Origin of the sequence: Campylobacter concisus, assembly GCF_003048605.1 — a bacterium.
GTDB classification, from domain to species: domain Bacteria; phylum Campylobacterota; class Campylobacteria; order Campylobacterales; family Campylobacteraceae; genus Campylobacter_A; species Campylobacter_A concisus_BM.
This window is the reverse complement of sequence record NZ_PIRX01000001.1, coordinates 172,149-197,293: the sequence shown is the minus strand read 5'-3', so window position 1 is coordinate 197,293 and position 25,145 is coordinate 172,149. Positions and strand designations below refer to the sequence as shown.

Sequence of the window (25,145 nt, the reverse complement as noted above, 5' to 3'; positions counted from 1 at the left end):
CGCCGTAAAACTCGAAATCGTTAATTTTTATGCCGTATTTTAAAAGCAAAAGAAGCGAAAGAATCAAGATGATAAAAAATTTTATAAAAAAACCATACCTAGATATTTTTTTTGATATCGTACTCATCGTCGTCCTAAGCATATTTGTCTATTTGGCACGCCCCATAAACACGAGCAAGGTCGTCTTTGTGCCAAAGGGGAGTGTGGGCGAGATTATATCTTATTTAGCTAATCGCAACTTTAACTTAAGCGCCATAGATAAATACGCCATGCGCTTCATCGGTTCGCCTCAGTCTGGCTGGATCGAGATAGGCAAAGATAAAATTTCAAGGGTTGATTTTTTAAAAAAATTAGCCAAGGCAAAGGCTGCGATGACCGAGATCACGCTCATCCCTGGCGAAACGACGATCGTTTTTTTAAATCAAATCGCTGCCCAGCTTGGACTTGACGGAGCTAAACTAAATAGCGAGTATAACGCCCTTGCGCCAGTGAGCGATGGCTTTTTGATGCCAAATACTTATAAGATCCCAGTTGGCATCAGCGAGAGGCACCTAGCTTATTACCTTGTAAATTCATCTAAAAAGGCGCAAAGCGAGATCAGCAGAAAAATTTTTGGTGAATACAACGAGAAAAAGTGGTTTAAAATTTTAACCATCGCTTCAATCATCCAAAAAGAGGCCGCAAATGACGCTGAGATGCCACTTGTCGCCTCAGTCATCTACAACCGCCTAGATAAGGGCATGAGGCTGCAGATGGATGGCACGCTGAATTACGGCATCTACTCGCACGATGTGATCACGGCTGAGCGCATAAGAAGCGACATGAGCGAGTTTAATACCTATCTAAACGACGGCATACCGCCAAGTCCAGTCTGCTGCGTCTCGATAAGTGCGATAAAAGCGGCGATAAACCCCGCAAAGAGCGATTATCTATACTTTGTGCTTGATAAAAAGGCGAAAAAACACATTTTTTCAAAAACCTTAAGCGAGCACAATCAAAATATCGCAAAATAGGGCTAAAATACAACTAGCTTTAATAAAAAACGTGATAAATTTCAAAAAATCAAAAGGGCTAAAATGAGTGACATTATCTGGACAAAAACCGACGAAGCACCGCTATTTGCAAGCTACTCTCTCTTTCCTATCGTAAAGAGCTTTTTATCACGTGCTGGCATTAGCATAACTAGGGCTGACATCAGCCTAGCAGGGCGAATTTTATCTCTTTTTAGCAAAGAGCTTGGGCTAAACAAGGCTGACGAGCTGGAGCTTTTGGGCGAACTAACCGCGCACAAAGAGGCAAATATCATAAAACTGCCAAACATCTCAGCCACACTCGTTCAGCTAAAAGCGGCAATTGAGGAGCTTAGAAGCAAGGGCATAAACGTGCCATTTTATCCAGACGAGATCATCACAGACTACGACGAAGAGGTCGCTAAAAAATATGCAAAAGTGCTTGGTAGCGCTGTTAATCCAGTGCTAAGACAAGGAAACTCAGACAGAAGAGTTTTGCCTCCTGTTAAAGAATTTGCCAAAAAGCATCCACATAGCAACGGCAGCTGGGACAAGGCAAATAAAACTAAAATTTGCTACATGCAAAAGGGCGATTTTTACGAAAATGAGCGCTCAATCATCGCCAGTAAAGATGAGAAATTTTATATAAATTTCATAAGTTTAGATGGCAAAAAAGAGCTTTTAAAAGAGTTTACCGTTCAAAGTGGCGAGATCGTAGATGCGGCATATCTAAACGTAGATGAGCTAGATAAATTTTATGAAAGCTGCTTTGAGGCTGCGCTAAAAGAGAATTTGACCTTGAGCTTACATCTAAAATGCACGATGATGAAGGTTAGTGACCCAGTCATCTTTGCACACGCGATAAAGAGCTATTTTAAAGAGGTTTTTGAGCTATTTGGCGATGAATTTAAGGCTCACGGAGTTGAGGCAAAAAACGGCTTAAAAGATATGTTTTCTAAAATTTTAACTCTTAAAAATAAAGATGAAATTTTGGCTAAATTTGATGAAATTTTGAGCAAAAAGGCAAAAATTTGGGCACTAAATGAAAATGCCAGCAACTTTGACGTGCCAAATGACGTCATCATCGACGCCTCAGTGCCAGCGCTCATTAGAAACTCTGGCAAGGTAAAAGATAAGGACGGCGAGCTAAATTTCTCACTTTGCATGATCCCAGATAGAACCTACGCTAGGGTTTATGAGGCCTGCGTGGCAGACTTTAAGGAGCATGGCGCGCTTGATGTGAGCAACATTGGCAGCGTAGCAAACGTGGGACTAATGGCTAAAAAGGCCGAGGAGTACGGCAGCCACGATAAGACTTTTATCGCAAAAGAGGACGGAGAATTTGTTGTTTGCAACGAAGCTGGCGAGAGCGTCTTTAAATTTAGTGTTAAAAGTGGCGACATTTTTCGGATGACGCAGGCTAAAGAAGACGCGATAAATGCGTGGTTTGAGCTTGCTTTAAAAAGAGGCGAAATTTCAAAAGATGAGCTTATATTTTGGCTAGATAGCAGCCGTGCTCACGATAGAAATTTGATAGCTAAATTTGAAAAATTTAGAGATAAATTTACTAGTGCTGGCGTGAAATTTGAAATTTTAAACTACGAGCAAGCAACTAAAAAATCGCTTGAAGCGATAAGAGCTGGCAAAGACGTAATAAGCGTCACTGGCAACGTTTTAAGAGACTATCTAACCGATCTTTTCCCGATATTTGAGCTAGGTGGCAGCTCAAAAATGCTCTCAGTAGTGCCACTACTTGCTGGTGGAGCGATGTTTGAGACCGGTGCTGGTGGGACGGCTCCGACGCTTGTAAAAGAGCTAAAAGAGAGAAATCACCTACTTTGGGACAGCCTAGGCGAGTTTTTGGCGCTTAGTGCTTCGCTTGAACATTTAGCGTTTTTTAGGCAAAAAAAAGAGGCAAAAGAGCTAAGTGACGCGCTAAATAGAGCCGTTGCTAGCTATTTGGACGAAAACAAAACGCCAAATGCCACTCTTGATACCAGAGAGTCGCACTTTTATTTGGCACTTTTTTGGGCGAGAGAGATGGCAAAAAGCGGTGGAATTTTAAGTAAAATTTTTGAAAATTTAGCAGACGAGCTAGAGAAAAATGAGAGCGAAATTCTAAAGCAGATCAGAGAAAATGATGGTGCAAGCGTGGAATTTGGCGGATACTACCTGCTAGATGAAGCAAGAGCAAATGAGGTCATGAGACCAAGTGAAATTTTAAATCAAATAATAGGATAAGAGATGAAAATAAGTGTAGTTGGAGCTGGAAACGTCGGTGCTAGCATAGCTTATGCGCTTTGCATGAGAGAGCTTTGCGATGAGATCGCGCTTGTAGATATCTTTGGAGACGTGGCGCGTGCAAAAGCGATCGACCTAGCGCAGTCAAGCTGCGTCTTTAACGCAAAAACTAGCGTTTGTGGTGGCGATGATTTTGTGCTAATTGAGGGCAGTGACATCGTTATAGTCACAGCTGGAAGCCCAAGAAAAGAGGGTCAAACTAGAGAAGATCTGCTGCTTAAAAACGCCGTTGTCGTAAAGCAAACAGCGCAAAAGATAGCTGAATTTGCCAAAAACGCAGTGATAATAGTCGTCACAAATCCGCTTGATGTGATGGTCTGGACGGCTCATAAATTTAGCGGTTTTAGTAAAAACAAAGTGATCGGCATGGCAGGCGAGCTTGATAGCGCAAGGTGCAGATATGAGCTAGCACTTTTAAAAGATAAGGACGCTAGCAAGCTAAGAGCAAAGATCGTCGGCGCTCACAATGACGAGATGATCGTATCAGCTAGCAACATAAGCGAAAATTTAAATGAAAATGAGCTAAAAGCGCTCAAAAAAGAGACAAGCACCGGTGGCGCAAAGATAGTTAAACTTCTTGGCACTTCAGCATATTACGCACCAGCGGCTGCAGCTGTGAAGATGTGCGAGATGATCGTTGGCAAGAGCGATGAGATAATAAGCGCTAGCGTGCTAATAGACGATGAGCTAAGTTGCGGCAGGCTAGTAAGGCTCGGACGTGATGGCTTAAAAGAAATTTTAGAGTTAAATTTAGACGAAGACGAGCAAGAGCAACTAAACAAAAGTGAAGCTGAAATTATAAAAAATATCAAATTTTTAAAAGAAAACTTAGAGTAGGAAGATATATGATCGTAAAAGAAAATGTCCCAGTTTGGGTCGATGAGAGCAGGTGTAAGGCCTGTGATGTCTGCGTGAGCTACTGCCCAGCAGGCGTGCTAGGTATGAGGCTTGAGCCAAAGGCTGTGCTTGGCAAGATGATAGAGGTGGTCTATGCTGACTCATGCATAGGATGCCGTGACTGCGAACTTCACTGTCCTGATTTTGCCATTTATGTGGCTGATAAAGGCTTTAAATTTGCAAAGCTAACGCCTGAGAGCAAAGAGCGAGCTGCGGCTGTAAAGGCAAATAAATTTGCAAAACTTGGAGAGAGCGCATGAGAGAGGTAGTATCAACTGGAAATGCCCTAGTAGCAAGGGCTGCGGTCGAGTGCGGCTGTAACTTCTTTGGCGGATATCCTATCACTCCAAGTAGTGAGATCGCCCATGAGCTAAGCGTGCTTTTGCCAAAACATGGCGGCACTTTTATACAAATGGAAGATGAGATAGCTGGGATTTCCGTAGCTCTTGGTGCAAGTGCGAGCGGTGCTAAGGCGATGACTGCTAGCTCTGGTCCTGGGATTTCACTAAAGGCTGAGCAAATAGGCCTTGGCTTTATCGCTGAGATACCGCTCGTCATAGTAAATGTCATGCGCGGTGGCCCTTCAACTGGCCTACCTACCCGTGTCGCACAAGGCGATATCTTGCAGGCTAAAAACCCAACTCACGGCGATGTAAATATGATAGTTTTGGCCCCTAGCAGCCTAGAGGAGTGCTACACGCAGACCGTGCGCGCCTTTAATCTCGCAGCTAGGTTTATGACGCCAGTTATGCTGCTGCTTGATGAGACGATAGGTCACATGCAAGCAAGGGTTAGTTTGCCAGAAATCAGCGAGCTAGAAATTTATAAAAGAAGAGAATTTAGCGGCGAGCCAAAAGAGTATAAGCCATACGAGGCCGCGCACGACGAGCCAGCCACGCTAAATCCTTTCTTTAAAGGCTATCACTACCATATAACTGGTCTTCATCACGGCGCTACTGGCTTTCCAACAGAAGATGGCAAGATCGTTGAATACTCGATGAATAGGCTATTTGATAAGATAAATTTACACACTGATGAGTGCGAGAAATTTGAAGAGTTTATGCTTGATGACGCTGAAATTTGCATCATCGCCTTTGGTAGTGTGGCTCTCTCAGCCAAGCAAGCGATATTAAATTTACGTGAAAAAGGGCTAAAAGTAGGGCTATTTAAGCCACTCACACTTTTCCCAGCTCCAGCTAAAAAACTAAAAGAGATATCAAATAAATTTAAGAAAATTTTGGTCTGTGAGCTAAATTTAGGCCAGTATAGCGGTGAAATTTCAAAGATCATCTTAAGAGATGACTTTGCAAAACTGCTAAAAGCAAACGGCAGACCGATAAGCCCAAGCGAGATCGAGGCGAAGATAGGAGAAATTTATGGCTTTTAATTACGATAAATATTTACGAACAGATAAAATGCCTACTCTTTGGTGCTGGGGCTGCGGCGACGGCGTCATACTAAAGGCGCTCATCCGCGCTATCGACACCATGGGTTGGGACATGAACGATGTTTGCGTGGTCTCAGGCATAGGCTGCTCTGGCCGCTTTAGCGGATATCTTGACTGCAACACCATCCACACAACTCACGGCAGAGCCGTAGCATATGCTACTGGCGTAAAGATGGCAAACCCAGACAAGCACGTCATCGTGGTAACTGGCGACGGCGACGGGCTAGCGATCGGAGGCAACCACACGATACACGGATGCCGCCGAAATATCGGGCTAAATCACATCTTAATCAACAACTTCATCTACGCGCTAACCAACTCGCAAACCAGTCCAACCACGCCAAAGGGCATGTGGACGGTCACAGCGCAGTATGGCAACATCGATCCTAGCTTTGACGCCTGTAAGCTCGCAACTGCCGCAGGTGCTAGCTTTGTCGCACGTGGTAGCGTCATCGAGCCAGAGAAACTTACAAAGCTCTTTGTAGAGGGCTTTAGCCACGATGGATACAGCTTTTTTGATGTATTTTCAAACTGCCATATAAATTTAGGCCGCAAGAACAAAATGGGCGAGGCGGTGAAAAATTTAGAGTGGATAAAGGGCCGCACGACGAGCAAGGTCAAATTTGACATGTTAAACGACGAGGAGAAAAAGGGCATTTTCCCACTTGGCGTGCTTCACAAAGATGAAGAAAAGATCGAATACACCAAAGCTTACGACAAGGTAAGAAAGGCTGCTATGAGCAATGAAGCGATAAATTTTGAGGAGCTAGCATGAAGTCACAATTAAGATTTGTCGGCGTTGGCGGACAGGGCGTCATACTAGCAGGCGAGATCCTCTCAGCCGCCAAGATAAAAGCAGGTGGATATGGCGTCAAGGCCTCTACCTACACATCTCAGGTGCGTGGCGGTCCAACGAAGGTCGATATCATACTTGATGAGAAAGAAATTTTATACCCTTATGCAAACGAGGGCGAGATAGACTTCATGCTTGCCACTGCGCAGATAAGCTACAACGCCTTTAAAAGCGGCGTGAAAGAGGGCGGTGCGATCGTTGTCGAGCCAAATTTGGTAAAAGTGAGCGATGAGGATAAAAAGCGCTGGAAAATTTATGAAATCCCTATCATCTCTATCGCAAAAGACGAGGTCGGAAACGTCATCACTCAAAGCGTCGTGGCCCTTGGCGTAGCAGTGGCGATGAGTAGGTGCATGGATGAAAATTTAGTGCGTGAAGAGATGCTAGCAAGCGTGCCAGCTAAGGTCAAAGAGGCAAACGCAAAAGCTTACGAGCTAGGCCTAAAATACGCAAAAGAGCTTTTAAAATAAATTTTTGGCTAAATTTAAATTTAGCCAAAACCTCCCAAAATGGATCAGATAAAACTAGAAAATTTCCGCAAAGAATATGGCTTTGAGATGCCGATCGTTAGGAGCTTGCCGGCTGGTGAGTGCTTAAAGATAAGAGAAAATTTACTTCATAAATTTAGCCTAGATGATATAGATGAGTTTTTTAAGATAGATAAATTTAGCAAGCTTGATGACTTTAATGCGGACGAAGAAAATTTTGATCTAAATGCTCTTTTTAACGAACTTAACGTCGCCACACCAAATGAAATTTGCATAAATTTTAATAAATTTGAGAGCATTGATATTTTGCGCTTCGATGACCTCTCTAAATTTTTTAGCGATATCTGGTATCCATCTCTTGATGATATTGAGATATTTGATATAAATTTAAGCTTCATTGTCTTGGTTAGACATTATGGAGCTATCTACTATTTTATTTTCTAACTATTAAAAATTTACAAATTTATATGATTTTTGATAATCATACGATTTTTATCTCATTTAAATTTATTAGTTTTAATTATTTATTTAGATTTAAGTAATATCCTCAAAGATACGTAAAATTAGCCATTTTATAACATCTTATCTATTTTTATCAATATATTGCGATATAATATTATTTTTAGCTTTATCAAAATAATAAATTTATAAGTAGTTGCTACAAATGCGATAAAATGGTTATTTTATAAATGATTTTAGCTATCAAATCTCACTATATAACCTAAAATAAATTCTTATGTTTCTTTTAAGTAAATTTTATGTAAAGTTTCATTATTAATTTTTTTATTAATATAGTTATTTTAAAAAATATTAAGAAATGAACTGGCGGTGCGTTTTAAACGTTAAAAATTAACTAAGAATAGGAAGTTATCAATGAGTGAAAAATTTACCAGAAGAGAATTTCTACAAAGCGCCTGTATCAGCGTAGGTGCGCTAGCTACAACAGCTGGTGCGACCAATGTTTTTGCTGGTGAGTTGCCAAAGGGCAATGAAAATGGCTTGCCATCTGTTGATGTGCTAATAATCGGCTCTGGCGGTGCTGGACTTCGTGCAGCAACAGCCGTTCGCAAGCAATATCCAAACTCAACCGTCGTTGTCGCTACAAAGATGATGCCATCACGTAACGCGACTTGTATGGCAGAGGGCGGTATAAACGGCGTTACTGACTTTAGCAACGGCGACAGCTTCAAGCTTCACGCGTATGACACTGTAAAAGGTGCAGCCTATCTTGCTGATCAAGATGCAGTTGTGAAATTTTGCGAGGCAGCAGGCGCAGTCATCCACGAGCTAGACTACAACGGCATGCTCTTTTCTCGTAAAGATAATGGCGACGTGGCATTTCGTTTCATGGGTGGCGCTAGCAAAAAACGCTGTAACTACGCAGCTGATAAAACCGGCCACGTTTTGATGCACGCCTGTCTTGATGACGCTATCACAGCTGGAGTTAAATTTCTAATGGATCATGAGCTACTTGAGATCGGTCTTGAGGATGGTAAAGTAGAGGGCGTCGTTCTTCGCAACATCCAAGATGGTCAAATTTACCCAGTTCTTTGCAAATCTCTAGTCATCGCAACTGGCGGATACACTAGAATTTTCTACAACCGCACATCAGTTCCATTTATAGCAACAGGCGATGGCATAGCTGCTGCGCTTAAAGTAGGTCTTGGTTTTGAAGACCCTGAGATGCTTCAGTTTCACCCAACTGGCGTTCAAAATGGCGGCACGCTTATCACAGAAGCTGCTCGTGGCGAGGGTGGTTACTTGCTAAACAACAAGGGCGAGCGCTTTATGAAAAACTATCACGAAAAGATGGAGCTAGCTCCTCGTGACGTCGTCGCTCGTGCGATCGAGACAGAAATTCGCGAGGGTAGAGGCTTTGGCGAGGGTATGAGTGCTTATGTGCTTTGCGATGTTCGTCACCTTGGCAAAGATACTATCATGAAAAAGCTTCCAAAAATTCGACACACTGCTATGCTTTTCCAAGACATCGACCTTATCGAACAACCAGTGCCTATCCGCCCAACAGCTCACTACTCAATGGGTGGCATAGAGGTAGCTAAATTTGATGATATGAGCACAAAAATCCCTGGAATTTATGTAGGTGGCGAGGCTTCATGCGTATCTATCCACGGTGCAAACCGCCTTGGTGGTAACAGCCTAACTGACGCAGTTGTAACTGGCGATCTAGCTGGCAAAGGTGCTGGCGCTTACGCTCAAAATGCAAAATTTGCAAGCGGTAAGAAAACTTCTGAGCTAGCAAAAATGTGGCAAGATAAATTTAAATCTATCGCAACAGGCGAGGGTGGCGTAAATGATATGTACGCACTTCGTGAAGAGCTTGGTAAAAACAACTGGGATCTAATGGGTATCTTTAGAACTGGTGCTAAACTAGACCAACTCTCTAAAAACCTAGAAGCTATCCAAGCAAAATATGACACCATCAAAGTGCCAAATCAAAACCCAGTAATGAATACTGCCTTTACCGACTATGTCGAGCTTGGCAACCTTATACTTCTTTCTCGTGCAGCATGTCTTGCAGCGCAAAATCGTCTTGAGAGCCGTGGCGCTCACACAAGAGAGGACTATCCAAAAAGAGATGATGTAAATTTCTTAAAACACAGCATAGTCACACTAAAAGACGGCAAGTTGGAGCTTGGCTACAAAGACGTTGTGACAGGCATATTTTCACTTGACGGCAAGAAGCCAGAGTAAGGAGCTAGGATGAAAATTATTATCGACCGTTTTGACGGAACTAAAAAATATGAATCAACTTATGAGCTAACAAATGAAGAGATCAAAGGCAAAACTCTTTTAACAGTGCTTTTTGACATCAAACAAAAAAAGGATGCGACGTTAAATTTCACAGCATCTTGCCGCTCAGCGATATGCGGTGCATGCGCTGTTAGAGTAAATGGTCACTCATATCTAGCTTGCGATACAAAGATGAACGAGCTTTTGGCTGAGTATGGCAACCCAGATACTATTAGAATTTCACCACTTGGAAATTTCAAGGTTATCTCTGATCTTATGGTGGATTGGGAGCCAAGTATCGAAAATTTACGCAAGATCAAACCAAGCATCTCTGCTAAGCCAGAATTTAGCGCTGCAAAAGGCTGTAAGCAAAGCCAAAAAGAGTACGACAAAGTCGCACTTGAATGGGACTGCATACTTTGCGGTGCATGCGCTAGCGAGTGTAATAAACTTGAAGCAGACGCGAGTGACTATATGCAGCCATTTGTATTTGTTCATGCTTACAGAGCTGCCTTTGACTCACGTAGCAAAGATCCTATGCCACACCTAAAACCAGCTATCGACAACGGTCTTTGGATGTGTGTAAAATGCCAAGAGTGTGCTGATCGCTGTCCAAAAGGCATAAGTGCATGCGCTGACATAACTGATCTTCGCATCATGGCTATACAAAAAGGCTTTAATGAGGGCATGGGACCAGATCACGCTGAGGCGTTCTTAACAGATCTAGTTGATGGCTCGGGCAGACTAAATGAGGTTAGACTTGCGCTTCGTTCAGAAGGCGTTATCAAAAATATGGGCAAACTAGACATCGCTGCAAACTTAATGCTTGCTGGTAAGATGAATCCGCTTCATGTATTTGGCGAAGAAGACATAGAAGGTCATGACGATCTAGTAAAAATGATAAATGCGGCTCGCAAAGCTGCTAGTAAGGAGTAATTATGCAAAATGAATTCGCTTTTTTCCCAGGATGCGTACTCACTCAAGCAGCTAAAGAGGCTAAGATGTCGCTTGAGGCCATCGCTCCAGTACTTGGCTGGAAGCTTCACGAGATAAAGGGCTGGAGCTGCTGTGGTGCTCAACAAGCACAAGACGTAGATCCTATGGCTGCACTTGTAGCAAATGCTAGAAACATAGCGCTTGCAGAGCAGATGAATATGCCGATGCTTACGACATGCTCAACTTGTATGCTAACTCTAACAAGAGCTAAAAGCACGCTTGATAAGGGCGCAAAAGATCGTATCAATACATTTTTAGCTGAAGGCAATATGAAATATAATGGTACATCTGAGGTAACAAGCCTTCTATGGGAGCTTTACCAAAATGTTGATACGCTAAGAGCAAAGGTCGTTAAGCCACTTAGCGGTCTAAAAGTAGCGCTATTTTACGGCTGCCACAGCCTAAGACCTGAAAAAGATCTACATAACAAAGAAAGCTCAGTAAATCCAAAGAGCTTTGAAACTGTTGTAAGCGCACTTGGTGCTACTATCGTGCCATTTGAGAAAAGACTTGACTGCTGCGGCTTCCACGCTAGCTATCCAGCTGGAAAATCAGTAAGAAAAATGTCAAGCCAGATCGTAAATAACGCTGATCAAAATGGCGCAGACGTAGTTGTAACTCCATGCCCACTTTGCCAAATGCAACTTGACATCTATCAAGAGAGATATCAAGATGAGAACCACTCAGATGTTAGAAAACCTATCATCCACCTCTCTCAGCTTGTAGGCCTTGCACTTGGCCTATCTGTCGAAGAGCTAGGACTTGATCTAAATATCATCGACGCTAGCAAGATAGCGTAAATTTTATCCCACGTCTTTTGGCGTGGGAATTCCTTAAGAATTTATACCAAATTTCTATTTTACTTATCAAAAATATGCAAATTTTAATAACATTATCGTTTTAAAATTTACTTTGTAACGACAAAACATCTTCTTGGTAAATTTCATAAAAATTTAAAATTTTATCTTGCTAAAAGCTAGCGGCGATTTTTTGGTAAATTTATAAAAAATCAAGTCGTTTTTAAATTTAAAAACGACCCAGAAATGACAAAAATTCTTATATAGATTTTTTATTTACATTATTATTGATTTGGCTATAATCGCGTGAAAATTTAAATGGATGTTTTAGTTTTAAATTTAAAGGATGAAAGATGCAAAGCGTTGGTGTCGTCGCAAAGATAAGTGGAAAAGTTTTTGTAAAACGAAACGGAAAGTTGATCTTGCTAAAGCAGGGCGACGAGATATTTTTAGGCGATGAGATCATCACGCAAAGCAGCAACGACACTATCGTTATAAATTTCGACCACGCTGCGCCTATCACGCTACTTGAACCACAAACTATCATCATCACAAAAGAGCTATCAAATGCAAAATTTGACGCCCAAGGCAATGAAGCGCAAGTAGAAGAGGACAAGAGAAGGATTTTTGGCGAGAGCGAAGAGTCTGGTAGTAAAAGCAGCGACGAAAGCGCTCAAGGCTCTAGCCGCTACTCTCACGGCTCAAGCCACGGTAGCGACGCAGCAAGCATAAATGGATCAAATTTTGACACGCAAGGGCACATTTCAAACGTAGTTTGGTTTGACGGCGGTACGCTAGAGCTTCAAGCTATCATCTCAAGCGAGCAAACAATGCCAGTTAGTTCTATTAGCGGAGCAGCGCCAGTAGCGGCTGAACAAAAAGAGAGTGCTCCAGCTATACCAGCGCCTAGCATCGCACTTTTAAAAGACCTTGACGGCGATGGTTATATCAATATCGCAGAAGCAGGCGGCGATCCTAACCACACAAGCATGGCAGTCGCTTTTAACAATGACTTTAGGCCAGGCGACAAAGTGACGCTAGAAGTTATAAATAACGGCGTAAAGACCACGCTTTCTTACAAAGTAGATCTAGCAGGCACAAGCGTGATAAATGCAAACAATCCAAGCGAAATTTTGCCTATCACGCCAAATGCAACAAATCCAGATCAAAAAGAATTTATCATCCCAAGCGTTGCTATAACGCCAAATGCCCCGTTTAATGTAAGCTCTAGCATCACGTTAGCAAATGGCGCTAGCTCGGCTCCAGCAAAGGCAGCCGCAAGCGTTGATACTGTTACGCCAGCTCTTAGCTTTACAAAGGTCGTTTTAGGCAAAGACCTAAACGGCGACGGCGTGATAGACGCTAGCGAAAATGGCTTTAATCCAGCCAGCAGTACCCCAAGCGACGATGTGAAGATCGTTTTATCACCAAATATGAAAATAGGCGATAAGATAAAGCTTACTACCACCGATCCAGACGGTACTTTGCATGAAAAAACGCTTGTTAAAACATCTAGCGGCACGCTTGTGGATAAAGATAGTGGCGAGAGCTATCCGCTCACAAGTGAGAGCGGCGGAAATGTCGGCTTTAACGTGGCAAGCGCTGTTAAAATTTCATCATCAACGCCAACAAATGTAAATATCCAAATGATAAGCAAGTCGGGCAACCCAGGTGCGACAGATACGATAACTATCGCAAATAATAACGATCCGATCGCCGTTTTTACCCTTGATGAGAACAAAGATGGCATTATAAATGCAGCCGAACTAGCTAAAAGTGGCGGCACGGCGTCGCTTATCGATATCTATGTGCCAAACAACGCCGCAGTTGGCGACAAGATCCGCATAAAGGTCGATGACCCAGCTAGCACACCAACAAGCGTTACAAAGACCTATACTATCGCACCTGACGGACTTACTGCCACGCTTGATGGCGGTAGCGAGACTATCTCTATCCAAAATGGCAAGATCACAGTCGCTGACCCTACAAGCTCAACTGATCCAAGCAGGAAAAAGCTAAGCACGACGATCATTGATGGCACAACTGGAGCTACAAAAGCTTTAAGTATGAGTGAAATTTCAAGCGATACGGTTGCGCCTGTTAGGTCTCCGCACGTGCAGTTTGCAAAAGATGAGAACAAAGATGGGGTGCTAACCAGTAAAGAGAGTGGCTTTAGCCCTGATGGTGCGAAAACCTCTATAAAGATGAAAATTCCAAACGACGCAAGAGATGGCGATAAATTTGAGATAGATATCGCAGGAAGCGACGGCAAAACAGATAAGATAACCATTAAAATTTCTCAAAACGCATCCGGCGCATATAGTGCCACAAGAGATGATGGCGTAGCTATTAGTGTAAATAATGGCACCATAGAGACCACGACAAAACTTTATGGCGTTACGACAAATTTCACGACCACATTTACCGACAAAGCTGGCAACAAAGCAGACCCGGTCACAGACGAGATCACCGTAGATAACAGCATAAAGGTGCAGTTTGCAAGGGATAATGACGGAGACGGGCTAATAGATAGCATCACCACCCCTTCTGGCTCACCATCAACCCAAAGTGACCTTGATATCTACGTACCTAGCAACGCAAAACCAGGAAGCAATGTAAGCGTTACTATCTCAACTCCGACCATACCAGCTGTAACCACAACGGTCAAATACACAATAAGCGACGATGGACTAACCGCATTGCCAAGTGACGGCTCAGCGCCACTTCCTATCGTGGATGGTAAATTTAGCATACCAAATGTCCCTATCTCGGTCGATCACTCTACGCCTGTTAGAGCTACTATCACGACACCAAACGAGGTCACCACAACTGATGGCGTTCGTGGCAGACTCTTTGACTTTGGAATTTTAAGCTACATAGATGACGTCAAGCTTGCCACGCAGATAGATGGCGGAGCTATAAATATCGCTAAATACCTTAGAGTGGAGGACTATGAGAAGGTTATCCAGAAAAACAACTTTGACGATGAGACAAAAACCATAAAAGAGTACAACATCTCACTTACTAACGACGAGCAGCCAAATATTATATTTGGCGTGGACCGTGACCCCGGCACCAAGCTTCGTTTGGCGCTTGAGGATGATCATGGTAATGCCAAAATTTTACCAAGTGGGCAAACATATATAGATCTAGTTGTCGGCGCAGATAAGCGTGTAAATATGGACTTTGAGGCCCTTGGTATAAAGCTAGATGAGAGATACTCAAACATAAGAGCGACCGTTTTAAAAAGTGATGACACAAAGGATGATGATCTAATAGTTCACGTAGATCTAGACGCCACTCCTGATGCGATCGGCACTCCAACGGCAACTTCACATGTAACTAGCGTAGATATCTCAGGCAGTGTTGGTACCGACGCTAGTGGCAACAACACGCTAAATAAAAACACCATAAACAAAGTAGATCTTTACGATCTGCTAAATTCCGTCCATAAAAGCTCAGCTCTTGATGATACGCACAGCTACTCTGAAAATTTTGCCCTGCCAGCAAACAGCACTGGAGCAAATTTCATGATAAAAAATGCCGACACCGCAGGAAACGTCTCTGTTAGCACGGTAACTTTTATCGGCAACAGCGGCCTTGATGCTGATATGTGGTTTTATAACTATGTAGATCCGTCATGGACGGCTAGAGTTGGTGGCAACTCCGGTGTTTATACACAGCGAGGTGGAAAGTCTATCTATAAGGACTATATCAAAATTTACTCTCCAAGCGCCTCTACTACATATGACGTTGTGCAGTTTGCCTCTGGGACGCACTACAAGACATTACGTGACCAAGGCAACATGCATGCAGAAGATCTAGCAAGAGTGGGTAGATATGGCAGTGATGCCTTATATGACGCATCTAACCCATACGCACCAAAGAAATTTAGAAACGGTGTAGATACGACTGCTGGTACAGGAGAAAATATAAGCTTTGCAAACGGCACATTAAAAGGAAAGCCTGGCAACTACACGCTTGGAGAGTCAAACCCTGTTGGCTCTGATCTTGTCATGAAAATGGATGGTTGGATATATGTAAATGCTCCTGGAACATACTCAGTAAGAGCAGCCGACCTACACAACTACGCAGAGCTTACCATAAATGGCAATACGCTAAAATTTGGAAGTGCAACAACATTTATACAACCATCCACAGAAGTATCATATGGCAAAAATGGTCAATGGTATAGCACTGATTATACTTTTAATAAGGCAGGTTTTTATAAATTTGATTTAGAGTATATGGACGGAACTGGCGAGATGAATTTATCTTTATACATAATGCCAAAAGCTAGTGCGCCAAATGGTCCTTATCCACTAGATGCTTTAGTGGGTTCAGAGCATAGCGGTACTCGCCTCTTTAGCAACAACTACGTTGAAGCGCTCATTCAAAATGATTTTATAAAAAAGATAGGCACTACAAATTCTTACGAGATAAACACTAGCAAATATAGCGAGGCAAATTTTGGCGACCCTGTATATCTAAAGCAAGAAGGTGACGTAAAGGGCGGCAACCTAGATGATGCTTTTGTTTATAGTAAGGGCAGGGCGATAGACGGCAAGGGCGGAGTAGATACGCTTATAGTGGTTGATGATGTGGATTTTTCAAATTTAGACAATGTTAAAAAGATAAATAACTTTGAAAAAGTACAACTTGGCAGTGCAGATCAGGCTGTTTCTATAAAATTTAGCCCAAATGGTATATTTGACATCGTAGATAGTAGAAATACAAGAGATGCGAGCAATAGCGCAGCCAGCGAGAGCGTAAATACCGTGCTAAAGGTTATAGGCGATAGCAAGGACCTGGTGCAGCTTACGCATGATTTTGTAAAAGCTACAAAAGCAGATATCACCACGCTAAATAATAAACATAGCGTTGTTGGCGACACTTATAACAAAGTAGATGTCACAAGCGATGGAGACGCGGTAAATCAAGTCTATAAAGCAACCTTTAATCGCCAAGAAACTATCAATGGAAGACTGATACCATCAACACACACTGTTTTTATCGAGATCCAAGACGGCGTGCAAGTTGATCTGTTGTAAAACTTATTTTGATTTATGAGAGGACTAAGAATAGTCTATAAATTTAAAATTTATGTATTTTTATATATAAAATAATATGTAAAATTTTATGCAAATAAAGCTAAATTTGCTCGTTTTTGCTCTCTACTATCTTTTTTATAAGCTCCATATCGCCGTTCATTGATAAACTCATGAAGCAAATGCCGTTTGCGCCAGCTTTTATGGCCTCTTTGTAGTTCCCGCTGTCTAGTCCGCCAAGTGCGTAAATTTCTTTGTCTAAGCTTTTTAGCTCACTTATAAAATTTAGCCCTTTTGGCTCTAAGCCCGCCTTGCAAGAGGTGGCAAATATATGTGAAGCAACGAGCACGTCAGCGATAGAGGCTGAAATTTTAGCCTGTTCTAGGTCGTGAGCTGGGGCGTAAATTTTAGCTGTTTTTCTAAATTCTTCTAAAAAAATGCTGTGATTTTTAAAAAAATCAAGCTGTGCCGAAGTGAGCCAAAAATCGCTCTTTAGCTTGCAAGCTACGTCAAAAAATTGATTAATGATAAATTTCTTGCGGAAGTTTTCACAAATTTGAGCCACAACCCTAGCAAGATCGTAAAAATGAGCCTCGTTTAGCCCCTTTGCACGAAGCAAAATTTCATCCACGCCAGCCTTATAAAGCAGCTCTATCCTCTTTAAAAAGTCATCGCCCTCATAGCTTTCAAAATCAGCCACGCAGAGAATTTTAAACATAGACATACTCGCTCATCAAGGGCTCTAGTCCGTTTGCTTTTATCATTGCTTTTATCTCATCCACGCTTCTGCTATCACTTATCTCAAACTGCTCGTCGCCCTTTTTCTCTTCGCCGTGAGCGCCGATGCTCACTTTCACGCCAGCGCTTATCTTATTTGCGGCGATCTTTACGGCGTTATCGCGAAATTTCGCCTTTTCTCTGGTTGAGATCGTTATGCTGGCTGTTGGCATGAAAATTCTATAAGCGCAGATCACTTGCAAAAGCTCGCGTTCGCCCACGTCGCGCGGATTGATGCGGTCGTTGTTGATGATAGGGCGAAGTCTTGGGCATGAAAATGCGATCTCAGCGTGCGGATACTTTTTTTGTATGAGGCTTGCGTGAAGTGCCGTAGCAAAGGCATCAAGCCTAAAGTCATCTATGCCAAGAAGTGCGGCAAAGCCAACCCCTCTCATACCCCCAAGCAGCGCTCGTTCTTGCGCATTTAAGCGGTATGGGAAAATTCTTTTATTGCCACCTAGGTGGATTTTCTCATATTTTGTGGGATTGTAGGTTTCTTGAAAGACGGTCACGTAGTCTGCGCCACTTTTGTGAAGCAGGGCGTAGTCCTCAGAGTTTAGCGGGTAAATTTCAACCCCAACGACTTTAAAAAACTTCTTTGCCAAAGCGCAGGCGTTTGCGATATAGGCCACACTTGAGTTGGTCTCGCTCTCGCCAGTTAGAATTAAAATTTCTTCTAAGCCGCTCTTTGAAATTTCTCTTAGCTCCCTTGTGATCTCATCGTCGCTTAGCTTTGCCCTTTTTATATTGTTTTTAGCGTTAAAACCGCAATAAACGCAGAGGTTATCACAGTAGTTTGCTATGTAAAGCGGTGTAAAAAGCGTGATATTTGAGCCAAAATTTGCCCTTGTCTTTGCTTGGGCGAGCTGTGCGATTTGCTCTAAAAACGGCGCTGCAGCAGGCGAGAGTAGGGCTTTTAAATTTTCAAGCGAGCAGTGCTTTGCATTAAGAGCTGCTTTTACGTCTGCTTCGCTGTAAATTTCAGGCTTGTAGCTAGCGCGCTCTTTTAAAATCTCATCCATAATGTCGCTACCAACGTCCTGCATGTGTGGCAGCAGCTGCATGTGGTTGGTTCTTGTAAATTTCATCAGTCTAAAAATCCAGTGAGCGGAGATGAGGCGTTTGCGCTTTTGCTCTTTGCGCCAAGGCCTGCTATATAGGCGTTGCGGCCAGCGATGATGGCCTCTTTAAAGGCTCTTGCCATGAGTGGGATATTTTTAGATGAGGCGATGGCTGTGTTTGCCATGATAGCAGCCGCTCCCATCTCCATAGCTTCGCACGCTTGTGAAGGCCTGCCGATGCCAGCATCAACTATGATCTGCGTATCAAGCTCGTTTATCAAAATTTCAATGATATCTTTAAAAACTAGCCCTTGGTTTGAGCCTATGGGTGCAGCTAAAGGCATTATACAGCTTGCTCCTGCGCTTAGCATCGCTCTTGCGGCATTTAGATCTGGAAACATATAAGGCATTGGCACAAAGCCGTCATTTGCCAAGGCTTCGCACGCTTTTATGGTTTCAGCGTTGTCTGGAAAGAGAAATTTAGAGTCAGTTATGATCTCTATCTTAACAAGCTCCCCACATCCAAGCTCACGTGCAAGCTGGGCGATACGAACAGCCTCTTTGGCGTTTCTAGCGCCACTTGTGTTTGGCAAAAGCGTCACGCCTTTTGGGATAAAGTCAAGTATATTTCGCTCTTTGCTCTCGTTTATACGCCTAAGAGCGAGGGTTAAAATTTGCGCTCCAGCCTCGTTTATGGCTGAGTCGATGAGCTCGTGTGAGTACTTGCCAGAGCCAAGGATAAAGCGGCTTTGAAACTTCTTGCCGCCAAGGATTAAACTATCACTTTGCACTTACGCCTCCAAGCCCATAAGTAGCCTAATGGCTAAATTTGCCTCGTGGTTTGCGCAGACTGCGACGCGCGGCGCCATTAGCCCTTGACCGATCTTCGCCTCATTTGTGAGGTCGCCGCAAAGATAGACATTTTTGGCAAATTTGATGGTTTTTATGAGATTTGAGCTAAAGTATCCTGCCATGCCAGAGGCGCCGATGATCTTTTTATCTTTTAGGCTTGCGCCAGCTTCGTTTAGTATCATCGCCTTGCCAGCGACGTTGTCAAAGGCTTCACATAAAATTCCACACTCACCAAAGACGCTAGCCACATTTTTTTCATCTAAAAATATATCGTGAGTTTCGACCTCAACAAAGGGATTGACGTCATTTATCAGCTCTTTAAGCGCCTGCGTCTTTTTTAAGCCGATGTGGCGGACGAAATACTGCTGGCGGTTTAAATTACTTGGCTCAACGACGTCAAAGTCGGCAAGCACTAGCTTTTTTACGCCAACTCTAGCTAGGCTTAGCGCGATATTTGAGCCAAGACCACCAAGTCCAGCCACGCCGATCACCGCTTTACTTAGGGCCAAATTTAGCTCAGGGCTGTTTCGTGAGGCGATCATCGCGCGTAAAACTTCACGCTCAGGCATCACGCCACGCCTTATAAATACGACGTTTGAGCCATCTTTTAGCTCGCTATCTTCTTTTATAGCAAAGCCATCAACGATAAAAATATCTGGCTTTGTCGCGTTAAATTTCTCTAAAAATTTATAAATTTCACTCTCTTTATCGCCAAGCGCAAGCTCTTTTAACTCGCTAAGGCTTTTTACTGGCACCTTAAATTTTGCGCCATTTAATACAATCTCTATCATTTTCTCCTCATCCACCGCCAACTAAAGTAACGATCTCATAAGCTTTGCCCTCGCTCATGAAGCGCTCACGCCAAAGCTTTTTTGGCAAAATTTCCCCGTCTCGCTCAAGGGCTATAAATTTAAGCTCATAGCCATTTTGTGCTAAAAAATCATAAACGCTTATATCGTTTTCAAGCTCGAAAATTTTGCCATTTACGCTAAATTTGATCATTAAATTTTGTAGCTTTTTACAAAATTTGCGATCCTCTCGATCGCTTTTTTTATGCTCTCGATGTCTGTCGCAAAAGAAATTCTAAAATATCCCTCCATTCCAAAGCCCACACCTGGCACGGTCGCTACGTTCGCCTCTTCAAGCATCTTTTTGCAAAATCTAAGTGAGTCGTCATCTACCTCTTTGCATTTTACAAATAGATAAAACGCGCCATCAGGCTTAACTACGCTTAGCCCAGGGATAGCATTTATCATTTCAACTGCCACGTCGCGTCTTCTCTCATACTCTTTTCTCATGTTTTCGATGTCTTCGTCAGTTTCGCCAAGAAGCGATGGGATAGCGCCTATTTGCACGATCGAGCTAATGTTACTTGTGCTTTGGCTTTGAAGCTTTTTGATGCCAGCAATTAGCCAGTCCATCGAGCTTGCGATATAGCCAAATCTCCAGCCAGGCATCGCGCCGCACTTGCTTAGTCCATTTATCGTGACCGTTCTTTTAAAAAGATCCTCACTTACAGAGGCTACTGCGTGAAATTTCTTGCCGTAGATAACTTTTTCATAAATTTCATCGCTTGTGATGATGATGTCACTGCCTTTTAAAACCTCGCCAAATGCCGCGATCTCATCTTTTGTATAGACAGCTCCAGTTGGGTTTGTCGGGTGATTTAGCGAAAAGACCTTTGTTTTTGGCGTGATCGCTTTTTTTAGTTGTTCGGCTGTGACTTTGAAATTTGTGCTCTCATCCGCCTCGATAAAGACAGGCACGCCACCACAAAATTTAACGATCTCAGGGTAGCTCACCCAGTATGGAGATGGGATGATGACCTCGTCGCCTGGGTTGATAAGCGCTTGAAATACATTAAAAAGTGAGTGTTTTGCGCCGATGTTTGTGACGATTTGATTTGCTTTGTAGTCAAGTCCGTTATCTCTTTTTAGCTTTGCTCTAATGGCGTCTATGACCTCAGGCAGGCCCGGCACTGGCGTGTATTTGCCGCTTTTGCTATCGTTATCAAGTGCGTTTTTTACAGTTTCTCTTATCTTTTTTGGAGTCATAAAGTCAGGCTCACCAGCTGAAAGCGAGATCACGTCGATGCCAGCAGCCTTCATCTCTTTGGCCTTTGTGCTGATCGCGATTGTGATTGATTCGCTCAATGTTTGCATTCTGTTTGCTAGTTGCATTTTCGTCCTTTTTAGTTGATTGTCTTTAAGTAGCTATTATCATTTAAAAATAGATAAAGTTCGCCCAAAATTTGCTTCTTTTGTGTTTCGTTTATCAGAGTTGATTTCTCTAAGCGCTCATTTAGAGTGTCTTGGATCTCGTATATATCGTAGTCCATGTCCTCCATGATATCAAGGATCGACTGGCTCTCTAGTAAATTTGTGATCTTGTAGCCATCGCTTGTTATCTCCACGGTAGCTTCTGTTGGATGAGTAAAGAGATTGTGTTTCATGCCGATTACCTCTTGATATGCGCCAACTAGGAAAAATCCCAAGAAATAATCCTCCTTCTCCACATCCACATCGTGCAAAAGCAGTGGGTTTTTCTCGTCATCATAGCTGATCTCGCCGTCGCTATCGCAAGTTATGTCCCAGATCGAAGCTGGCAGAGTAGGGCGCTCATCAAGCCTGTCAAGTGGCATGATAGGGAAATTTTGCTTTAGTCCCCAAAAGTCTGGCAAGCTTTGAAAAATAGAGAAATTTAGCAGGTATCTCTCTTGAACCTCTTTTTGAATTTTAGTTAGATCGCTTGAATTGCTCTTGTTGCCAAGCATCACGACAGCTTTTTTGCTAATGAGCCTTAAAAGCACCTCTGCGTTTGATCTATCTTGCAGATCGACATATCCTAGATCAAAAAGTGTTAGCACGCTCTCTGTGTGGTGGATGGCGTCGTGCAGGTACTCTAGGGCGTTTGAAGGCTTGATTGACTTGTAAAGATCAACTAGCTCTGTTATTAAATTTGGATTGTTTTTCTTTAAATTTAGCTTCTCTTCGGTGTATTCTTGAGAAAAAAGCTCAAGCACAGGAGCGACTAAAAGTGCGTGAGAAGCGGCGATGTAGCGACCTGACTCTATGAAAATATCTGGCTCGATCTCCTTTTTTTGCTCGCTTATGGTTTTAAGCATATAAACAACGTCGTTTGCGTATTCGTTTAGCGTGTAGTTTCTGCTGCTCTCCTCTTTAAACTGCGAGTACTCGATAGCAAGGCCACCACCTAAATTTATAGCTTTTAAATTTGAGGCGCCCATTTTTCTAAGCTCAGCGTAGATGTTGCCAGCCTCGATGAGTGCTTTTTTGAGCGGATGGATTTCGCTTATTTGAGAGCCGATGTGAAAGTGTATCATTGTGAAATTTTCAAGTAAATTTGCCTTTTTTAGCATCTTTACAGCTTCTATTAGCTCGGTTGATGTTAGGCCAAATTTAGAGTGTATGCCTCCACTTTTCGCCCAAAGTCCTGAGCCTGTCGAGTGCAGTCTTACTCTAAGTCCGATCTTTGGTTTTGGCTTAAAGCGCTCTTTTGCGATGGCGATTATCGCTTCAAGTTCGTTTAAGCCCTCGATCGTTAGCGTGATGTTATGCCCCATTTCAGCGGCGATAAAGCCGATATTTATCATCTCTTTATCTTTGAAGCCATTTACCGTTATAGGCGCTTTGTCGTTGTTATAAGCCATCGTTAAAAGTAGCTCAGCCTTGCTACCAGCCTCGAGGCCGTAGTTATAGGGCTTGCCAAGGCGAACTAGGTTTTTTACAAAGCCAGGATATTGATTGACCTTAAGCGGGAAAACGGCGTTAAAGCTGCCTTTGTAGGCAAACTCTTTCTTTGCCTTTGCAAAGCTTGCGTGGATCTGCTCGATCTGCTTTTGGATAAGGTGCGGAAAACGAAGCAGTAGCGGCCCTCTGTAGCCATCGTCTCTTATCTCTTTTACGATGTCGATGATCGCTGGCTTGCTAGCTTCGTTTATGCAGACTTTGCCATCTTCTATCACAAAATTTGAATTGCCCCAAATGCTAAGTCCAAAATCATTCATCCCAGCTCCTTTTCAAACTCATCTAAATTTATCGTTTTTTCGTCTTTGGTTTCTAAATTTTTATACCAAATTTTATTCTCTTTCATCTCATTTTCGCCCACGCAAAGGAAAATTTTTGCATTTTTATTGTCGGCATTTTGCAGATGTTTTTGAAGTTTTTTAGCTTCATAAGAAATTTCAACCTGATATTTTTTGCGAAGCTTTGAGCCAAGATTATAGATAAAATCAACATTCGCCGCATCAAGCGCGCAAAGATAAACTCCCTCTCGCTCATCTCCAGCTTCACCTAAAATTTCCATTATCCTCTCAACGCCCATCGCAAAGCCAACGCCGTAACTTGCTCTACCGCCAAGATATTCAACGAGCCTGTCATATCTGCCTCCACCTGCGACTGCACTTTGTGAGCCGATCTCATTGCTTATAAACTCAAACGCCGTCTTGCAGTAGTAGTCCAGCCCACGAACAAGCTTAGTGTCTATCTCAAATTTAACGCCATTTGCCTTTAAAATTTCTTGCAGTTTTGCAAAATCAGCCTGCGCCTCGCAGCTTAGACTATCAGTGATCACTGGGGCGTTTTTGTAAATTTCTTGGCAACTCTCGACCTTGCAGTCAAGCACGCGGATAGGGTTTAAAAGCTTGCGCCTTTTGCAGTCTTCGCAAATTTTTTCATCGTTTTCATCTAGAAATTTGACAAGCTTTGCTTTGTAAGACTTCATCGAGCTCTCGTCGCCAAGCGAGTTTATTTTTAGGGTTGTTTTTATATTTAGTCTGTTAAAAATTTCACTCACCATCAAGATAATGCTCGCATCTTCATAGACGCTGCCCTCGCCAAAGCACTCACAGCCAAACTGGTGAAACTCTCTCAAGCGGCCTTTTTGTGGGCGCTCGTAGCGAAACATCGAGCCGTGATAAAAGCAGCGTTTTGTCACATTTGCCCTGTCAAGTTTTGCCTCGATAAAGGCTCTAACCACGCCAGCTGTACCCTCAGGACGCAAGCAAACGTCGTTTCCGCCTTTGTCTTCAAACTGATACATCTCTTTGCCAACGATATCACTGCTCTCGCCGACACTTCTTTTAAAAAGCGCCGTCTCCTCGAGGTGTGGGGTCAAAATTTGCTCATATCCGTAGTTTTTTGCGACTTCCTCGCAGGTTTTGATTATCTGTGCGTAAAGTTTTGCGCGAGCTGGAAGCATATCTTTCATGCCACGAAGTGCCGTTATCATCGCATTATCCTTTTTATTTTTTTGTGATTTTACTTAAAATTTATAAAATTTTCTATCTCTTTTGAAATTAGCTCTATGCTTTTAGATGCGTCTATAAAAAGCGTTTCAAAGCCATTTTTGATAAGAATTTGCTTCATCAGGCTTTGCACTTTTAAAAGATACTCTAACCCACGAGCCTCGATCTTATCGCTTGTGCCTCTTGTTTTTAAGCGCGAGCTTATAAGCTCATGGCTTGCTTCAAAAAAGATGATCTTGTCTGCAAATTTATCATTTAGTGCAAATTTATTAAGTTCTAAAAGCACGTTTTCATCTAAGTTTTCATCATTTGCCATAGCGTAGGCGATACCAGAGATAAAGCCTCTGTCGCTTAAAATGAGCTTACCCAAATTTGGAGCGACCAGCTTTTCAAAATGCTCAGCCCTATCAGCTAAAAAGAGTAAAATTTCAGCCCTTTTGCCTATTTTTATGCTTGAGCTTAGTAAAATTTCACGTAAATTTTCACCAAGCTTTGTGCCACCTGGCTCTTTTGTGACGATGGCATCACTAAATTTAGAAGCTAAAATTTCTATCTGCGTGCTCTTGCCAACGCCGTCAATGCCTTCAAACAAAACATACAT

Annotated in this window: 21 protein-coding genes; 12 read left to right on the top strand and 9 right to left on the bottom strand. The window is 42.7% G+C overall.

The features are described 5' to 3' along the window. Window positions 1-68 precede the first annotated feature (68 nt). The 12 genes from mltG (at window position 69) to CVS86_RS00905 (ending at window position 16,591) form a co-directional block, all read left to right on the top strand. Window positions 69-1,013, top strand: coding sequence for an endolytic transglycosylase MltG (gene mltG / locus CVS86_RS00960; protein ID WP_107790684.1), 945 nt, complete (start codon window positions 69-71; stop codon window positions 1,011-1,013). Window positions 1,014-1,076: 63 nt separating this feature from the next. Beyond that, window positions 1,077-3,251, top strand: coding sequence for an NADP-dependent isocitrate dehydrogenase (locus CVS86_RS00955; protein ID WP_107790683.1), 2,175 nt, complete (start codon window positions 1,077-1,079; stop codon window positions 3,249-3,251). Window positions 3,252-3,254: 3 nt separating this feature from the next. After that, window positions 3,255-4,148: a lactate/malate family dehydrogenase gene (locus tag CVS86_RS00950; RefSeq protein ID WP_107790682.1), complete on the top strand. Its 894-nt coding sequence runs from the start codon at window positions 3,255-3,257 to the stop codon at window positions 4,146-4,148. An 8-nt stretch (window positions 4,149-4,156) separates the two neighbouring features. Beyond that, window positions 4,157-4,468 (top strand): 4Fe-4S dicluster domain-containing protein, encoded by a 312-nt coding sequence (locus CVS86_RS00945; RefSeq protein ID WP_009293870.1) that lies wholly within the window; start codon window positions 4,157-4,159, stop codon window positions 4,466-4,468. Then, on the top strand, window positions 4,465-5,595 hold the full coding sequence (locus CVS86_RS00940) for a 2-oxoglutarate synthase subunit alpha (protein ID WP_107790681.1): 1,131 nt from the start codon (window positions 4,465-4,467) through the stop codon (window positions 5,593-5,595). Before CVS86_RS00945 ends, CVS86_RS00940 begins: the two co-directional genes overlap by 4 nt. After that, window positions 5,585-6,430 (top strand): 2-oxoglutarate ferredoxin oxidoreductase subunit beta, encoded by an 846-nt coding sequence (locus tag CVS86_RS00935; protein WP_103605843.1) that lies wholly within the window; start codon window positions 5,585-5,587, stop codon window positions 6,428-6,430. The genes CVS86_RS00940 and CVS86_RS00935 overlap by 11 nt, the downstream gene beginning before the upstream one ends. Further along, the gene (locus tag CVS86_RS00930; protein ID WP_021087611.1) at window positions 6,427-6,978 is read left to right on the top strand and encodes a 2-oxoacid:acceptor oxidoreductase family protein; all 552 of its coding nucleotides are present in this window, start codon (window positions 6,427-6,429) and stop codon (window positions 6,976-6,978) included. The genes CVS86_RS00935 and CVS86_RS00930 overlap by 4 nt, the downstream gene beginning before the upstream one ends. A gap of 39 nt (window positions 6,979-7,017) precedes the next feature. Further along, on the top strand, window positions 7,018-7,440 hold the full coding sequence (locus CVS86_RS00925; protein ID WP_107790680.1) for a heat-shock protein: 423 nt from the start codon (window positions 7,018-7,020) through the stop codon (window positions 7,438-7,440). A 429-nt stretch (window positions 7,441-7,869) separates the two neighbouring features. Beyond that, window positions 7,870-9,708, top strand: a complete 1,839-nt coding sequence (gene sdhA / locus CVS86_RS00920; protein WP_107790679.1) for an 8-methylmenaquinol:fumarate reductase flavoprotein subunit — start codon at window positions 7,870-7,872, stop codon at window positions 9,706-9,708. Between the two features lie 9 nt (window positions 9,709-9,717). After that, entirely contained in the window at window positions 9,718-10,683 is a 966-nt protein-coding gene (gene sdhB, locus CVS86_RS00915; protein WP_107790678.1) for an 8-methylmenaquinol:fumarate reductase iron-sulfur subunit, read from the top strand. A gap of 2 nt (window positions 10,684-10,685) precedes the next feature. Next, window positions 10,686-11,543 (top strand): 8-methylmenaquinol:fumarate reductase membrane anchor subunit, encoded by an 858-nt coding sequence (gene sdhE, locus CVS86_RS00910; protein ID WP_107790677.1) that lies wholly within the window; start codon window positions 10,686-10,688, stop codon window positions 11,541-11,543. Between the two features lie 350 nt (window positions 11,544-11,893). After that, window positions 11,894-16,591, top strand: coding sequence for a hypothetical protein (locus tag CVS86_RS00905; RefSeq protein ID WP_107790676.1), 4,698 nt, complete (start codon window positions 11,894-11,896; stop codon window positions 16,589-16,591). Window positions 16,592-16,691: 100 nt separating this feature from the next. Here the strand turns inward: CVS86_RS00905 and CVS86_RS00900 are convergent, their stop codons facing one another. Genes CVS86_RS00900 through tmk form a run of 9 tightly spaced genes read right to left on the bottom strand, consistent with a single transcriptional unit; the run spans window position 16,692 to window position 25,145 of the window. Continuing rightward, entirely contained in the window at window positions 16,692-17,312 is a 621-nt protein-coding gene (locus CVS86_RS00900) for a thiamine phosphate synthase (protein ID WP_234399202.1), read from the bottom strand. Next, window positions 17,299-18,453, bottom strand: a complete 1,155-nt coding sequence (gene thiH, locus CVS86_RS00895; RefSeq protein WP_107790674.1) for a 2-iminoacetate synthase ThiH — start codon at window positions 18,451-18,453, stop codon at window positions 17,299-17,301. The genes CVS86_RS00900 and thiH overlap by 14 nt, the downstream gene beginning before the upstream one ends. Further along, window positions 18,453-19,217, bottom strand: coding sequence for a thiazole synthase (locus CVS86_RS00890; RefSeq protein WP_107790673.1), 765 nt, complete (start codon window positions 19,215-19,217; stop codon window positions 18,453-18,455). The genes thiH and CVS86_RS00890 overlap by 1 nt, the downstream gene beginning before the upstream one ends. Continuing rightward, a complete protein-coding gene (gene thiF / locus CVS86_RS00885) occupies window positions 19,218-20,069 on the bottom strand; it encodes a sulfur carrier protein ThiS adenylyltransferase ThiF (RefSeq protein ID WP_107790672.1) in 852 nt (283 codons plus the stop codon). It lies immediately after the preceding gene. Window positions 20,070-20,076: 7 nt separating this feature from the next. After that, entirely contained in the window at window positions 20,077-20,280 is a 204-nt protein-coding gene (gene thiS / locus CVS86_RS00880; protein WP_107790671.1) for a sulfur carrier protein ThiS, read from the bottom strand. Continuing rightward, window positions 20,280-21,458: a pyridoxal phosphate-dependent aminotransferase gene (locus CVS86_RS00875; RefSeq protein ID WP_107790670.1), complete on the bottom strand. Its 1,179-nt coding sequence runs from the start codon at window positions 21,456-21,458 to the stop codon at window positions 20,280-20,282. The genes thiS and CVS86_RS00875 overlap by 1 nt, the downstream gene beginning before the upstream one ends. 11 nt (window positions 21,459-21,469) lie before the next feature. Beyond that, window positions 21,470-23,305 carry a biosynthetic arginine decarboxylase gene (gene speA / locus CVS86_RS00870; RefSeq protein ID WP_103569606.1) on the bottom strand — a complete coding sequence of 612 codons (1,836 nt, stop codon included), beginning with the start codon at window positions 23,303-23,305 and terminating at the stop codon, window positions 21,470-21,472. Next, entirely contained in the window at window positions 23,302-24,528 is a 1,227-nt protein-coding gene (gene hisS, locus CVS86_RS00865; protein WP_107790669.1) for a histidine--tRNA ligase, read from the bottom strand. The genes speA and hisS overlap by 4 nt, the downstream gene beginning before the upstream one ends. Before the next feature lie 29 nt (window positions 24,529-24,557). Next, the gene (gene tmk / locus CVS86_RS00860; RefSeq protein WP_107790668.1) at window positions 24,558-25,145 is read right to left on the bottom strand and encodes a dTMP kinase; all 588 of its coding nucleotides are present in this window, start codon (window positions 25,143-25,145) and stop codon (window positions 24,558-24,560) included.

Coding starts and splice junctions, on each gene's coding strand:
- mltG (WP_107790684.1), top strand. CDS start 69: ATGATAAAAAATTTTATAAAAAAACCATACCTAGATATTTTTTTTGAT.
- CVS86_RS00955 (WP_107790683.1), top strand. CDS start 1,077: ATGAGTGACATTATCTGGACAAAAACCGACGAAGCACCGCTATTTGCA.
- CVS86_RS00950 (WP_107790682.1), top strand. CDS start 3,255: ATGAAAATAAGTGTAGTTGGAGCTGGAAACGTCGGTGCTAGCATAGCT.
- CVS86_RS00945 (WP_009293870.1), top strand. CDS start 4,157: ATGATCGTAAAAGAAAATGTCCCAGTTTGGGTCGATGAGAGCAGGTGT.
- CVS86_RS00940 (WP_107790681.1), top strand. CDS start 4,465: ATGAGAGAGGTAGTATCAACTGGAAATGCCCTAGTAGCAAGGGCTGCG.
- CVS86_RS00935 (WP_103605843.1), top strand. CDS start 5,585: ATGGCTTTTAATTACGATAAATATTTACGAACAGATAAAATGCCTACT.
- CVS86_RS00930 (WP_021087611.1), top strand. CDS start 6,427: ATGAAGTCACAATTAAGATTTGTCGGCGTTGGCGGACAGGGCGTCATA.
- CVS86_RS00925 (WP_107790680.1), top strand. CDS start 7,018: ATGGATCAGATAAAACTAGAAAATTTCCGCAAAGAATATGGCTTTGAG.
- sdhA (WP_107790679.1), top strand. CDS start 7,870: ATGAGTGAAAAATTTACCAGAAGAGAATTTCTACAAAGCGCCTGTATC.
- sdhB (WP_107790678.1), top strand. CDS start 9,718: ATGAAAATTATTATCGACCGTTTTGACGGAACTAAAAAATATGAATCA.
- sdhE (WP_107790677.1), top strand. CDS start 10,686: ATGCAAAATGAATTCGCTTTTTTCCCAGGATGCGTACTCACTCAAGCA.
- CVS86_RS00905 (WP_107790676.1), top strand. CDS start 11,894: ATGCAAAGCGTTGGTGTCGTCGCAAAGATAAGTGGAAAAGTTTTTGTA.
- CVS86_RS00900 (WP_234399202.1), bottom strand. CDS start 17,312: ATGTCTATGTTTAAAATTCTCTGCGTGGCTGATTTTGAAAGCTATGAG.
- thiH (WP_107790674.1), bottom strand. CDS start 18,453: ATGAAATTTACAAGAACCAACCACATGCAGCTGCTGCCACACATGCAG.
- thiF (WP_107790672.1), bottom strand. CDS start 20,069: ATGATAGAGATTGTATTAAATGGCGCAAAATTTAAGGTGCCAGTAAAA.
- thiS (WP_107790671.1), bottom strand. CDS start 20,280: ATGATCAAATTTAGCGTAAATGGCAAAATTTTCGAGCTTGAAAACGAT.
- CVS86_RS00875 (WP_107790670.1), bottom strand. CDS start 21,458: ATGCAACTAGCAAACAGAATGCAAACATTGAGCGAATCAATCACAATC.
- speA (WP_103569606.1), bottom strand. CDS start 23,305: ATGAATGATTTTGGACTTAGCATTTGGGGCAATTCAAATTTTGTGATA.
- hisS (WP_107790669.1), bottom strand. CDS start 24,528: ATGATAACGGCACTTCGTGGCATGAAAGATATGCTTCCAGCTCGCGCA.
- tmk (WP_107790668.1), bottom strand. CDS start 25,145: ATGTATGTTTTGTTTGAAGGCATTGACGGCGTTGGCAAGAGCACGCAG.